This window comes from Actinomadura scrupuli (assembly GCF_050971785.1).
GTDB lineage: Bacteria > Actinomycetota > Actinomycetes > Streptosporangiales > Streptosporangiaceae > Actinomadura_E > Actinomadura_E scrupuli.
Genome location: NZ_JBPCCU010000004.1, coordinates 283094 through 296265, shown reverse-complemented (window position 1 = coordinate 296265; position 13172 = coordinate 283094). Strand labels below are relative to the sequence as shown.

12 protein-coding genes are annotated in these 13172 nt (G+C 71.0%); 8 read left to right on the top strand and 4 right to left on the bottom strand.

Going from position 1 to position 13172, the window contains the following annotated elements; translation table 11 throughout:
• Positions 1-6: 6 nt before the first annotated feature.
• The gene (locus tag ACRYCC_RS20555; protein ID WP_433814379.1) at positions 7-1152 is read left to right on the top strand and encodes an acyl-CoA dehydrogenase family protein; all 1146 of its coding nucleotides are present in this window, start codon (positions 7-9) and stop codon (positions 1150-1152) included.
• Between the two features lie 34 nt (positions 1153-1186).
• Here the strand turns inward: ACRYCC_RS20555 and ACRYCC_RS20550 are convergent, their stop codons facing one another.
• Together ACRYCC_RS20550 and ACRYCC_RS20545 are read right to left on the bottom strand one after the other, a co-directional pair.
• Entirely contained in the window at positions 1187-3337 is a 2151-nt protein-coding gene (locus ACRYCC_RS20550; protein WP_433814377.1) for a caspase, EACC1-associated type, read from the bottom strand.
• Positions 3338-3339: 2 nt separating this feature from the next.
• Entirely contained in the window at positions 3340-3744 is a 405-nt protein-coding gene (locus ACRYCC_RS20545; protein WP_433814376.1) for an effector-associated constant component EACC1, read from the bottom strand.
• A 218-nt stretch (positions 3745-3962) separates the two neighbouring features.
• Here ACRYCC_RS20545 and ACRYCC_RS20540 point away from each other — a divergent pair, with 218 nt between their 5' ends.
• The 3 genes from ACRYCC_RS20540 to ACRYCC_RS20530 are packed head-to-tail and all read left to right on the top strand — an operon-like array spanning position 3963 to position 6694.
• Complete coding sequence (locus ACRYCC_RS20540; protein ID WP_433814374.1) at positions 3963-4664, top strand: histidine phosphatase family protein; 702 nt, start codon at positions 3963-3965, stop codon at positions 4662-4664.
• 15 nt (positions 4665-4679) lie between these two features.
• A complete protein-coding gene (locus ACRYCC_RS20535; RefSeq protein ID WP_433814372.1) occupies positions 4680-5156 on the top strand; it encodes a MarR family winged helix-turn-helix transcriptional regulator in 477 nt (158 codons plus the stop codon).
• A complete protein-coding gene (locus tag ACRYCC_RS20530; RefSeq protein WP_433814371.1) occupies positions 5153-6694 on the top strand; it encodes a DHA2 family efflux MFS transporter permease subunit in 1542 nt (513 codons plus the stop codon). The genes ACRYCC_RS20535 and ACRYCC_RS20530 overlap by 4 nt, the downstream gene beginning before the upstream one ends.
• Positions 6695-6803: 109 nt before the next feature.
• Here ACRYCC_RS20530 and ACRYCC_RS20525 read toward each other — a convergent pair whose 3' ends face one another.
• Together ACRYCC_RS20525 and ACRYCC_RS20520 are read right to left on the bottom strand one after the other, a co-directional pair.
• Positions 6804-7670 carry a Sco1979 family transcriptional regulator gene (locus tag ACRYCC_RS20525; protein WP_433814369.1) on the bottom strand — a complete coding sequence of 289 codons (867 nt, stop codon included), beginning with the start codon at positions 7668-7670 and terminating at the stop codon, positions 6804-6806.
• A gap of 268 nt (positions 7671-7938) precedes the next feature.
• The gene (locus ACRYCC_RS20520) at positions 7939-8187 is read right to left on the bottom strand and encodes a DUF397 domain-containing protein (RefSeq protein ID WP_433814367.1); all 249 of its coding nucleotides are present in this window, start codon (positions 8185-8187) and stop codon (positions 7939-7941) included.
• 151 nt (positions 8188-8338) lie between these two features.
• On the opposite strand from ACRYCC_RS20520, the gene ACRYCC_RS20515 reads away from it, so the two are divergent.
• The 4 genes from ACRYCC_RS20515 (at position 8339) to ACRYCC_RS20500 (ending at position 13110) form a co-directional block, all read left to right on the top strand.
• Positions 8339-8878, top strand: a complete 540-nt coding sequence (locus ACRYCC_RS20515; RefSeq protein WP_433814365.1) for an ATP-binding protein — start codon at positions 8339-8341, stop codon at positions 8876-8878.
• Positions 8879-9306: 428 nt separating this feature from the next.
• Positions 9307-11400 (top strand): DUF6421 family protein, encoded by a 2094-nt coding sequence (locus ACRYCC_RS20510; protein WP_433814364.1) that lies wholly within the window; start codon positions 9307-9309, stop codon positions 11398-11400.
• Positions 11397-12077, top strand: a complete 681-nt coding sequence (locus ACRYCC_RS20505) for an SDR family oxidoreductase (RefSeq protein ID WP_433814362.1) — start codon at positions 11397-11399, stop codon at positions 12075-12077. Before ACRYCC_RS20510 ends, ACRYCC_RS20505 begins: the two co-directional genes overlap by 4 nt.
• Positions 12061-13110: a threonine aldolase family protein gene (locus tag ACRYCC_RS20500; protein WP_433814360.1), complete on the top strand. Its 1050-nt coding sequence runs from the start codon at positions 12061-12063 to the stop codon at positions 13108-13110. The genes ACRYCC_RS20505 and ACRYCC_RS20500 overlap by 17 nt, the downstream gene beginning before the upstream one ends.
• Positions 13111-13172 lie beyond the last annotated feature (62 nt).

The window sequence follows — 13172 nt, the reverse complement described above, 5'->3', positions numbered from 1 at the left end:
CGAACAATGATCGACTTCAGGCTCACCGAGGAGCAGGAGGCACTGCGGCAGACGGTCGCGGAGTTCGCCCGCGAGGTGGTCGCCCCCGTGATCGGCGATCTCTACGAGCGGGGCGAGTTCCCGTACGAGATCGTCGCGGGGATGGGCAAGATGGGGCTGTTCGGGCTGCCGTTCCCCGAGGAGTACGGCGGCATGGGCGGTGACTACTTCACGCTCTGCCTGGCCCTGGAGGAGCTCGCCCGGGTCGACTCCTCGGTCTCTATCACCCTGGAGGCGGGGGTCTCGCTGGGCGCGATGCCGATCTTCCGGTTCGGCTCGGAGGAACAGAAGCGGACCTGGCTGCCCCGGCTGTGCGCCGGTGAGCGGCTGGCCGCCTTCGGGCTGACCGAGGCGGGCGGCGGCTCCGACGTGCCCGGCGGCATGCGCACCACCGCGCGGCTGGAGGACGGGCACTGGATCATCAACGGCTCGAAGTCGTTCATCACCAACTCCGGCACGGACATCACGGCCTTCGTGACGGTCACCGCGCTGACCGGCGAGCGCGAGATCTCGACGATCATCGTGCCGTCCGGGACGCCCGGCTTCACCGTCGGCCAGAAGTACTCCAAGGTCGGCTGGTCGGCGTCGGACACCCGCGAACTGTCGTTCGACGACGTACGCGTGCCCGAGGAGAACCTGGTGGGCCCGCGCGGGCGCGGTTACGCGCAGTTCCTGCGGATCCTCGACGAGGGCCGGATCGCGATCGCGGCGCTGTCGGTCGGGCTGGCCCAGGGCTGCGTGGACGAGTGCCTGCGGTACGTCCGGGAACGCGAGGCGTTCGGCCGTACGATCGGCGAATACCAGGCGATCCAGTTCAAGGTCGCCGACATGGAGGTACGCGCGCACACCGCGCGGGCCGCCTACTACCTCGCGGCCGCCAGGATGCTGGCCGGTGAGCCGTTCAAGAAGGAGGCCGCCATCGCCAAACTGGTCTCCTCCAACGCGGCCATGGACAACGCGCGGGACGCCACCCAGATCTTCGGCGGCTACGGCTTCATGAACGAGTACCCGGTCGGCCGCTTCTACCGCGATGCCAAGATCCTCGAGATCGGCGAGGGCACCTCCGAGGTCCAGCGGATGATCATCGCCCGGCAGCTCGGCCTGCCCGGCTGAAACCGGGCGGCATCACCGCGTCGGTATCGCCGCGTCACTGCGTGAGCGTCCGTCTCAGGGCCGGTGCCTTGGTGAGGTCCCACAGCCGTACCGAGTTGCGGGTACCGGCGATGGCGAGAAGAGTCCCGTCGGAGCTGAACGCCGCGTCGGAGGCGGTGTCTCTGGTGAGCTGCGTTCCGGTGGCCGGGTCCCACAGCTGCACCACCCTGCCGCCCGCCTGGTCCTGGGCGCTGACGGTGGCCAGGAGCCTGCCGTCCGGGCTGAACATCGCCTGGCCGTAGCTGGTGCCGGCGATGTCGAGGGTGCGGAGGCGCGTGCCGGTGGCCGGGTCCCACAGGTCGACCTTGCCGTCGACGACGATGGACAGGATCTTGCCGTCGGGACTGAACTCCGGGGTGAGCAGGCCCTTGGGCTTGAAGCCCGCGGGGTAACGGAGCGTGCGGACCTGCTCTCCGGTGAGGGGGTTCCACAGGCGCACCGTGGTCTTGGGCCAGTCCGTGATCGCGAGGAGCCTGCCGTCGGGGCTGAACGCCACGGCTCCGATCTCGAGAGGGCTGTCGAGGGCGCGAACCTGTTTGCCGGTGCGAGGGTTCCACAACCGTGCCGGCTCGGAGGCGTACCGGCTGGTGGTGGCGAGGAGCGTGCCGTCCGGGCTGAACTCCATGTCCCACACGCCGTCGAGGGTGGAGAGCCGCGCACCGCTGACCGGGTTCCAGATGCCCACCGACGAGTCGCCGTTCGCGGTGGTGACCCCGATGGCGAGAAGCCTGCCGTCGGAACTGAACCTGACCGTGTTGACGGACTCGTCACCGGATGAGCCTCCGGCAGGGTGGCTGATGGTGCGGACCCGGGTACCCGTGGCCGGGTCCCACAGGTCGACTTTGTCCGCCATCCGGCGCGCGGTGGGGGCGGAGTCCTTGGCGGGTCGGGCCGGGGCGGTGGCCAGCAGCCTGCCGCCGGGGCTGAACGCCGCTTGCCCGATACCGGCGGGATCGGTGAAGGTGCGGAGGCCCTTGCCTGCGACCGGGTCCCACACGTCGACCTTGCCGTCGGCCGTGGTGGTGGCCAGCAGCCTGCCGTCCGGGCCGAACTCGACGGCGCGGATGTTCGCGGGCTCCCGGGCGATGATCCCCGGTGCCCGTGGTCCGGCCGAGGCCGCGGAGGAGCCCGGTGGCCTGGCCGGGTGAAGCCTGAGGTCGGCGGTGACGGCCGCGGCGATGACCACCAGGACGAGAACGGAGCCGAAGGCCGCCCGGCGGGTACGGGGACCGGCGGACCGAGGTGTTCCGTGCGCGCCGAGTGGCCTGTTCGCCTTGCGCGGGGGCGTGCCGCCGGCCTTGGCCGGGGGCGGATCGGCCTGGGGCTCCGCCGCCTGCTCGTGCGGTGTGCCGGGGCTTTGCGGTGGCGTTTCAGTACCGGCTCTGGGCGTGGGCGGCCGGCTCCGGTACGCGGGGTTGCGGGTGAGTGCGAGGAGGTCGGCGGTGTCGGTGCCGTGGCGGCTGGGAACCGGCATGCCCCGTGTCGTCATGGTGTAACGCAGATGCCGGTAGATCGTGCCGAGGGTGAGCAGCTCCGGGCCGTCGGGGATGCCGGTGCGGAGCAGGGTGAGGAGTTCACCGGTGAAGGCGGTGTGGGGTACGCCGGCGGGGGCGAGGGCCATCTCGTTGGCGGACGTCGCGGTGAGGATGTAGGTGCCCTCGATGCCGATCTGCCCGAGGATCTCCTGGTCGGGATCGCTCATGTGCGGCATGGCGGCGCGGCCGCTGTAGCAGCAGTCGAGGATCAGCAGCCGGTTGGCGGCGGGGCTGTCCAGGAAGACTCTGCGGACCACCTCGTAGGAGAGCGCACTGACCGGCAGTTCATCTCGGTTGGTGTCCGCCAGGGCCAGGTACAGCTCGTTGTGATGGGACCCGAGCAGACCGTGGCCGGCGAAGTAGACCAGGAGGGTGTCGGTGGCCCGGTCGGCCTGATGGCGTAGCGCCCGGTAGACCTCGCGTACGCCGGTGGCGTCCGGCAGCACCGCGGTGTGCTCGGGCACGAGACCTCCCAGAGCCGGGTCGGTGAGCACCTCGGCGAGTGCGGTGAGGTTGTTGGCCACGGCGGGCAGGTCGGCCAGCCCGGCGGACCGGTAGGCGCTGGTGCCGATCAGCACGGCGTAGGAGCGGCCGGGGTCGGGCAGGCGCACGACTACTCGTCCGGGTCGGCATCGGGTCGAGCAGGTGGCGGGGCGGGATCGGGATCGGCCGCCTCCAGCACCGCGCGCAGCAACGGTTCGGAGTCGGGCACCCGCCGGGCCGATACCTGCACCTGCCGTCCGCCGGGCCCGGTGACCTTGATGGTGACGTCGGAGTGGCGTTGGCGTTCTCTTTCGATCAGCCACCTTGACAGCGCCCTGGCCAGCACGCCGGCCGTACCGCCCGCCGTCGTGGCCAGGGCCACCACCAGCTCCACCGGTGCGCCCATCGCCCCGTCCGGGGCCGGAGCGGCGGCCGGGCCGACCCGTCCCCGGAGCCCGGGTTCGTGGCGCAGCCAGTCCGACAGTGACTCGGCGTCGCCGTCGGTCCCGTCAACGGCGATCCTTGCCTCCACCACGCACCTCCAGACGGCGTCGGGCTCCAGGGGTCCGGCCGGGCTGATCGCACCTGGGGACGTGCCGATTCCGATTGTGACGTGGCACATGGCCCCGGTCTCCGTGATGCGGCCGCCCGGGTACGTCCGCTATCGGCCACGCCTCGCCGTCCATCCCGCTTGAGAAGGGCAAATGTCCCGTTCCGTTGCTCCCGCGTCCCCGGTTGGGATAGAACCGTCTGGTGTTGCGCCTGGAATCCCTGATCATGGTCCGGCACGGCGAGAGCACTGGAAACGTCGCCCGGGCCGCCGCGATGGACACCGGGCTGGAGGAAATGGACATCCCCCAACGGGACGCCGACGTCCCGTTGTCGGACAACGGGCGCGCCCAGGCCGTGGCGCTGGGGCACTGGCTGGCCGCGCTGCCCCCCGAGGAGCGGCCGACCATGGTGCTGTCCTCGCCGTACGTCCGGGCCCTGGAGACGGCGCGCATCTCGCTGTCGGGCATCGGCTCCCCCCAGGTCACGCCCGACGAGCGGCTACGGGACCGCGAGCTGGGCAGCCTCTACGGGCTGACGCCGAACGGCGTGATCGCCCGCTTCCCGGAGGAGGCGGCGCTCCAGCGACGGATCGGCAAGTTCTACTACCGGCCGCCCGGTGGCGAGTCGTGGGCCGACGTCGCCCTGCGGCTGCGCGTCCTGCTCGGCGACCTCGGCCGCGACCACCCCGGCGAACGGGTCCTCGTCTTCGCCCATGATGTGATCATCGTGCTGACCCGCTACATACTGGAGAACCTGACCGAAGCCGACATCATGGAGATCGAGAAGACACCGGTCGCCAACTGCTCGGTGACCTGGTGGGTCAGCCGGGGCGGCAGCCCGCACCCGGTCTGCTACAACGACCTGGCCTCTCCCAACGGCCGTGGGGCCGATGATTGCGCCTAAGCTATAATTGCGTGAGTGCAATCAATCTCGGCATCGGTCGAGGAGCTCGCGGACGGCCTCAACGGGCTCTTCACCTGCCTGACCAAGACCACCCAGGGTGAGGTGTTCCAGACCCTCGCCGAGCTCGATCTGTCGATGTCGCAGGTGCGCCTGCTCTTCCTGGTGGAGGGCGCCGAGCAGCCCCCGGCACTGCACGAGCTGGGCACCCTGCTCGGGCTCTCCATGGCCGCCACCGGGCGTGCCGCCGACGCGCTGGTCCGGATCGGGCTGGTCGACCGGCACGAGGACCGGCTCGACCGGAGGGTCAAGCGGATCACGTTGACCCAGGCCGGCCGCGACCTCATGCAGCGGCTCACGGCGGCCCGGCGGGACGACATGCGGCACTTCGCCGAGTTGCTCAGTGAGCAGGACCGCACGCGCCTCAACCAGGCACTCGCCCCCATCCTGACCCGCCCGGAGATCCGGGCCTTGATGAACGGACCCGGCTGTTGAAGTCCCCCACATCCTCCGAGGTGGCTCCCGCCACCGGCGGTTCCCCCGCCGGTGGCGGTCTCGACCGTGCGCTGCTGACGGTCGCCAGCGTGGTGGTCCTAGGCGCGATCATGTCCATCCTCGACGTGACCGTCGTCAACGTGGCCATCAACCACCTTTCCGAAGAACTCAACGCGCCGCTGGCGACCATCCAGTGGGTCGCCACGGGTTACACCCTCGCGCTGGCCACCGTCATCCCGGTCAGCGGCTGGGCCGCGGACAGGTTCGGCACCAAGCGTCTCTACATGATCTCGATTGCGCTGTTCGTGATCGGATCGGCGCTGGCCGGTCTGGCCTGGTCGGCTCCGTCCCTGATCGCCTTCCGGGTCGTCCAGGGCCTGGGCGGCGGCATGATCATGCCGTGCGCGATGACGATCCTCACCCAGGCGGCCGGCCCGCAGCGCGTCGGCCAGGTGATGAGCGTCGTCGGCGTCCCGATGCTGCTCGGGCCCATCTGCGGGCCCATCCTGGGCGGCTACCTGGTCGACCAGGTGTCCTGGCGGTGGATCTTCTACATCAACGTCCCCATCGGGGCCCTCACGCTGCTGCTGTCGTGGCGGATCCTGGCCAGGGACAAGCCACAGCCCACCCAGCGGCTGGACTTCCTGGGCCTGGTGCTGCTGTCCCCCGGTCTGGCCATGCTCATCTACGGCCTGGCGAGGGGGGCCGAGAAGGGCGCGTTCGACTCGGCCGGCGTGCTCGTCCCGTCCATCGCCGGAGCGGTCCTGGTGGCCGCCTTCATCGCGCGGGCGCTGACCGCGAAGGCGCCGCTGATCGATCTGCGGCTGCTCAAGCGGCGGTCGGTGGCCTCGGCGGCGGGCACGATGGTGCTCTTCGGCGGGGCGTTCTTCGGCGCCATGCTGCTCCTGCCGCTCTACTACCAGGTCGTACGCCACCAGGGCGCCCTGCACGCCGGCCTGCTGCTGGCGCCGCAGGGGTTCGGCGCCATGATCACCATGCCGATCGGGGGCAAGCTCACCGACCGCATCGGTCCCGGCCGGGTCGTCCTCGTCGGGCTGACCGTGATCGTCGCCTCGATGGCCGTCTTCACCCGCGTGGGCGCGGACACCTCGTTCTTCTTCCTGGGCGGCACACTGTTCGTGATGGGGCTGGGCATGGGCATGACGATGATGCCGACCATGTCGGCGGCCTTCCAGTCCCTCACCCACGCCGAGGTGCCCCGGGCCAGCACGATGATGAACATCATCCAGCAGGTCGCCGGATCGGTCGGCGTGGCGACCATGTCGGTGATCCTGGGCAACGCCCTGGCCGCCCGGCTCCCGGGCGGCGGTGACACGGGCGGGCTCGGCGCGGCCCAGCACGTCCCGGCCGGGCTGATGTCCAAGCTCGCCCCCAAGATCGCGGACGCGTTCGCCCATACGTACCTGGTGGCGCTGGGCCTGCTGCTCCTCGCGTTCATCCCGGCGCTGCTGCTGCCCCGGCGCAAGCCGGACCGGGATCCCGCCGAGGCGGCCGTCGAGCCGATGCCGATGCACTGACCGGAGCCGCGGAGGACCTGCGCCGCGGGCACGGGGCCGCCCTGACACCTCCCGAGACCGTCAGGGCGGCCCCGTCGCCCGGAGGGCGCGCGGTCCCGGCGGCGGGCGGCTAGAAGTCGTCGCGGATCTCGGCGAGGAAGCCGGGTGTGGCGGTGGCGGGCTCGGCGTCGACGCACAGCCGTTCCATGACCGCCAGATAGCGGTCCACGTCCTCGGGCTTGTCGAGATAGATGGCGCTGGTCAGCTGCTCCAGGTAGACCACGTCGGACAGGTCCGGCTCGGCGAAGCGCAGGATGCTGAAGGGGCCGCCCGCCGCGGCGTGGCCGCCGCGCATGAACGGCACGATCTGCAGGGTGACGTTCGGCGAGCCGGACATCTCGATGAGGTGGTCGAGCTGGGCCCGCATCACCGCCGGCCCGCCGAGCGGACGCCGCAACGCGGCCTCGTCCATCACGGCCCACAGGTGGGTGGCGTTCTGGCCGGTGAGCACCTGCTGGCGGGTCATCCGCAGGGTCACCCGGCGATCGACCTCTTCGGTGGAGGCGTCGGGATGCCCGAGCAGGGTGACCGCGCGGGCGTACTCCTCGGTCTGCAGCAGCCCGGGGACGAACTGGACCTCGTAGGCCCGGATGCGGGACGCCGCCTCCTCCAGCCCGACGTAGACCTCGAACCAGCTGGCCAGGATGTCGGCGTAGTTGTGCCACCAGCCGGGCACGTTGGCCCGGTTGGCCAGCGACAGCAGCGCCGCACGGCGCTCGGAATCCTCGACGCCGTAGAGGGTCAGCAGATCGGCGACGTCGCGTTCCTTGAAACCCACCCGCCCCAGCTCGAGCCGGCTGATCTTGGAACCGGACGCCCGGATCGCGTATCCGGCCTCGTCGCGGCCGATGTTGCTGGCCTCTCGCAGGTGACGCAGCTGGGCACCGAGCAGGATGCGCAGCACCGTGGGGCCGCCACCGCCCTGCTGGCCGAACATGCTCGCAACGGTGGACTCTCGCTCAGGCCGGGCCGTGCTCATCCGCCCCTACCTCGCCTTCGACACAGGCAGCCGACCTCCGGCGCCCGTCGCCGACGCCACCCCGCCGACCGGGCCCGCCCGGCCCGTTCGGCGCTGCAGCCGCGGAGACACCTGCTCCCAGGTGCGAACTCCGCGGTCATCCGGGCCCGCGGCCGTGCTACCTGCGGGCTCCAGTGACGTCGGACGCGTCAGTATCCCACTCATCCCCGAGACTGTGAAGTCGATCTCATCGAGTGGCCCCGCGGCCGGGCCGGTCCAGGCCGCCGGTGCGGGCACGGTCGATCAGAACCGCGATTTCGGTCCGGGAGTAGATGAGGGCCGGCCCCGACCGATGCCGGGAGTCACGGACCGCGATGGCCCCGCCGTCGAGCTCCGCGAGTTCGACACAGTTTCCGCTCGGATTGCTCCGGCGGCTCTTTCTCCAGCTCACGTCCTGGATGCCGGAGGCCGGCATCCCGCTGTAGACCCCGATCATGATGTCCCCTTCAACGCCGCGGAAGCGCCCCGCACCCCACTCTATGCCGAATGCACGTGCATCCGTTCTTGCAGACGCTCTTGCACCTGCACGAGTTGAGGAGCAAGATAACGGACACGCGATCCGATCACGACACACTGCAGGGCTGGTCATGATTCTTCAGCGGGCATGCACCATCACCGACTCCTCGGCCGGCGATCAGCGAGAGCACTGGTGGCTCTCGGCCGTCGACCAGTTGTCCAGGCCGGCCGGACACTGGCCCGGCCGCCTGCAGTCGGCCTCCGGCGGCCCGTTGCTGGCCCGCTGTGTACTGCGCGCCGTCCCCAGTGCCCCCAAGACGGCCCGGGAGTTCACCCGGACGACGCTGGCGGACTGGCAGCTGCACGAGCTGTTCGACGACGCGGAGATGACGGTCTCCGAACTGGTGACCAACGCCCTGCGCCACGGCCTGCGCGGTCTCCGCCAGCCGCGGCGCCCGCACCCGGTGCAGCTGGTGCTGGTCCGGGACGAGCGCAGGCTCCTGTCGGTGGTGACCGACCCCAGCGACCAGGTCCCGGTGCACACCCAGCCCGACGAGTCCGCCGAGACCGGCCGGGGCCTGCGCATCGTCGAGGCCGTCAGCAGCCGCTGGGGCTGGGCCCCACTCGGCACCGGCGGTAAGGCCGTCTGGGCCGCCTTCGACCTCTCCTGAGCCGTCCCTCTTCTCTACCGGCTCTGCCGACCCGTCTTCTCCCCTTTCTTCTCTCCCTGCCCCGTCGCGAGACGCCCTCACCCCACCCGGCCGTGCAGCCCTCCGGCCCGTACCGACCGAGGACGACGCCACGTCGTCGCCTAGAGGCGCTCAGCTCGCGGCTCCGCCCGGCCTCCCGGCGCACGAGCCCCCTGACTCCCGGCGTACCGGCACCCTGGCGGCAGCCCACTCGCCTTCGGCGCCCCTCCATGCCCTGGTCGCGACACGCCCGGGTCGGCGCGGGACCGCGCTGGGCGACTCACTCCCGCTGACACATATATCTTTCCAAATCACCATAAGAGAGGAGACCTTACGTCGAAACCTGGGTATTGACGTAAGATCTTGCGCAGACGACCCCTTACCGGCATCACTGAGCGCGTAGGAGTGACATGCGTGGCTTTGCGCGGGTGCTCTTCGATGAGTCCCACCGAGAGTCCTGGAGCATCCGGCGTGAGGTCGCCACGGAGATGAATCCGGGCAACCCCGCCGACAGCGGCTATGTGCAGGCGGCCGAGCTGCTGCGCGGCCATGGCCATGTGATCGAACCGCATGTCGAGGGGCCGCTGGACGCCGGCGCCCTCCGGGACCGGGACGTACTGGTGATCGCGCATCCCGCCGACGACCGCTGGGAGCGGACGACGGGGACCGGGAGCCCGCGGCTGGCGGAGGCCGAGCTCGACGCGATCGAGCAGTTCGTCCGGGCGGGCGGCGGCCTGGTGGTCATGGCCGAGTGCGAGCAGGACAAGTACGGCAACAACCTGGGCGAGCTGCTGGGCCGCTTCGGCGTCGAGGTCGTCAACACGATGGTCACCGATGCCGGGCACACCCACAACGGGGTGGCCGCCTGGGTGCTCGGCAGCCCCGAGCCGGGGCGGACGGGCGAGGACCTGCTCGCCGGCGTCCAGGCCGCCTGTTTCTACCGCGCCGGGGTGCTGCGGCCGACCTCGCCCGAGGCCCAGGTGCTCATGCGCACGTCACCGACCGCCGACCCGGCGGGCGAGCCGCTGGCCGTGACGGTACGGGCGGGCAAGGGCCGCGTGGTGGTCTTCGCCGACTCCGACCTGTTCGGGGACGACTCCATCGCCGACTACCAGCAGGCGGCGCTGTGGACCAACATCGTCACCTGGGCGGCGGGTGAGCCCGGGGACACCGGCGAGGCGCCCCGCTCCCCCGCGCTCACCCACCCCGCCTGGTCCGATCTCAAGGAGGCCGTCGAGGAGCTCCGCCCGCTGCAGGCCAAGGACGGCTCGGTCGGCGAGGACGGCAGGCCCCAGGCGCTCGCGCTGGTCGAGCGGATCGCCGCCGCCGTGACGGAACTCGCCCCGCTGTTCCCGCACGACGGCGACTACCTGGAGGCCGTGACGGCGGATCTGCGCGGCTGGGCGGCCGGCGGGCTGGGCGTGCCCGACTTCCTCGACGCACTGACGGCGTTCCAGCCGCAGCTCGACCGCGTCGACGGCCTGGAGCACCTGGTGGTGTTCCCGATGTACACCCAGAACGGCAACCCGAACCGCAACATCGAGGCGGTCGTGTGCAAGGTGGTGTGGCCGGACTGGCTGGCCGAGCTGGAGGCCACCCGCTACGACAACCCGATGTTCGTGCCGATCGCCTTCGAGGACTTCACCGCGGGCTACGACACCAACTCGGCGGTGCTGTTCCCCGAGACCGTGGCCGTACGCGAGGTTCCGCCGCGGTTCACCTGGGGCGGGATCTTCTGCGACCGGGAGGCGGCGCGCTTCCGCCGGGTGAGCTCCGCCGCGGCGGAGATGCTGCGCCTGCCGCTGCCGCCGGACGCGGCCCGGCTGATCGCCAGCCAGGACCTCGCCCAGGACACCTTCGTGCTCTGGGACCTGGTGCACGACCGCACGCACAGCCACGGCGACCTGCCCTTCGACCCCTTCATGATCAAGCAGCGGATGCCGTACTGGCTGTACGCGCTGGAGGAGCTGCGCTGCGACCTCACGACGTTCCGCGAGGCCGTACGGCTGGAGCGCAACCCCGAGGTCAGCGTCCCGCACGCGCGGCTGGTGCAGTACGCCATCCTGTTCGACCGGCTCTTCCGGTTCCCGATCACCGGGGCCCGGGTGCGCAACTACGATGGGCTCGGTGGCCAGCTGCTCTTCTCGTACCTCCACAAGCACGATGTGCTGCGCTGGACCGACAACCGGCTCTCGCTCGACTGGAACCGCGTCGGCGACGTGGTCATCGATCTGTGCGAGGCGGTCGAGAAGCTCTACCGCGACAGCATCGACCGGCCGAAACTCGCGCACTGGCTGGCCGCCTACGGCCTTGTCTCGCAGTACGTCGAGCCGCATCCGGGCTCGGCCTGGGCCAAGGGGGTCGACGCGCTGCCGATCAACGAACCGCCCAAGGCATGGGTGGACGCCGTGCTCCCCGACGAGTTCCCCCTCAGCATGTTCTACGAGGCCCTGAGCAAGAAGCTCGGTGACGTGGTCGAATCGACGAAGGGGATCAAGCCGTGACTCTCACCGGCAAGGTGATCGTGGTGGCCGGGGCGAGCGGCCCGGCCGGGCAGGCGGTGGTCCGCAGGCTGGCCGCCGACGGCGCTCACGTGGTGGCCGCGGACCGGCTGCCGCACGAGTGGGACGACGTCTCGGTCACACCCGCCCTGGTCGACATGCTGGACTTCGCCGACACCCGGGGCTGGGCCGGCGAGGTCATGGAGGTGCACGGCCGGGTGGACGGCCTGATCCACCTGGTCGGCGGATGGCGGGGCGGCAAGACCTTCGCCGACACCGACCTGGCCGACTGGGCGTTCCTGCACGACACGCTGCTCCGTACGCTCCAGCACACCACGCTGGCCTTCTACGACGCGCTGCGCCACAGCCCGCGGGCACGGGTGGCGATCGTGTCCCAGCCGGGAGCGCAGCACCCCGGCCAGGGCACCGCCGCCTACGCCGCGGCGAAGGCGGCGAGCGAGGCCTGGACGCTGGCGCTCGCCGACGCGCTGGACGGCACCGACTCCGCCGCCACCATCATGGTGGTGAAGGCACTGCTCACCGATGAGATGCGGGAGCGGAAGCCCAACGCCGCCTTCTCCGGTTACACCCATGTCGACCGGCTGGCCGACGTCATGGCGGGCCTCTGGGACAGGCCCGCCGCCGAACTGAACGGAAAGCGCCTTGACCTCATTGCATGACCCCTCGGTGCGCGGATTCGCCAGCGACAACTACGCCGGCGTCCACCCCGAGGTCCTCGCCGCGCTGAGCGCGGCCAACGGAGGCCACCAGGTGGCCTACGGCGACGACGTCTACACCGGGCACCTCCAGGAGGTCTTCCGGAGGCACTTCGGCGAGCGCGCGGAGGTGTACCCGGTCTTCAACGGCACCGGCGCCAACGTCGTCGGGCTGCAGTCGATGGCGCGGCGCTGGACCGCCGTGGTCTGCGCGGAGACCGCGCACATCAACGTGGACGAGGGCGGCGCGCCGGAGAAGGTCGCGGGCCTCAAGCTGCTGCCGGTACCGACCCCGGACGGCAAGCTGACGCCCGAGCTGATCGACCGGCAGGCCTGGGGCTGGGGTGACGAGCACCGCGCGCAGCCGAACCTCGTCTCGATCACCCAGAGCACCGAGCTCGGCACCCTCTACACCGTCGAGGAGATCACCGCGATCTGCGCGCACGCCCACGAGCGGGGCATGCGCGTGCATCTGGACGGCGCCCGGATCGCCAACGCCGCGGCGGCGCTCGACGTGCCACTGCGCGCGTTCACCACGGACGCGGGCATCGACGTGCTGTCGTTCGGCGGCACCAAGAACGGCCTGATGGCGGGTGAGGTGGTCGTGGTGCTCAACCCGGAGGCGGCCACCGGCCTGAAGTACCTCCGCAAGTCCTCCATGCAGCTGGCCTCGAAGATGCGCTTCGTGTCCGCGCAGTTCATCGCGCTGCTGGAGGACGACCTGTGGCTGCGCAGCGCCCGGCACTCCAACGCGATGGCCGCGCGGCTGTACGAGGGCGCACGGGCCGTCCCGGGGGTGACCGTCACCCGGCCGGCGCAGGCCAACTCGGTCTTCGCCATCATCCCGAAGGACGTCACCGAGCGGCTGCAGAAGCGCTTCCGCTTCTACACCTGGGACGAGCACACCGGCGAGGTGCGCTGGATGTGCTCCTTCGACACCACCGAAGAGGACGTCGACGCCTTCCTCGCCGCTCTCGCGGAGGAGATCGCGGCCTGAGCCCGGCCTGAGCCCGGCCGGGCGGCGGACGGCCGGGCCCACGCCCGGCCGTCCGCCGCGCC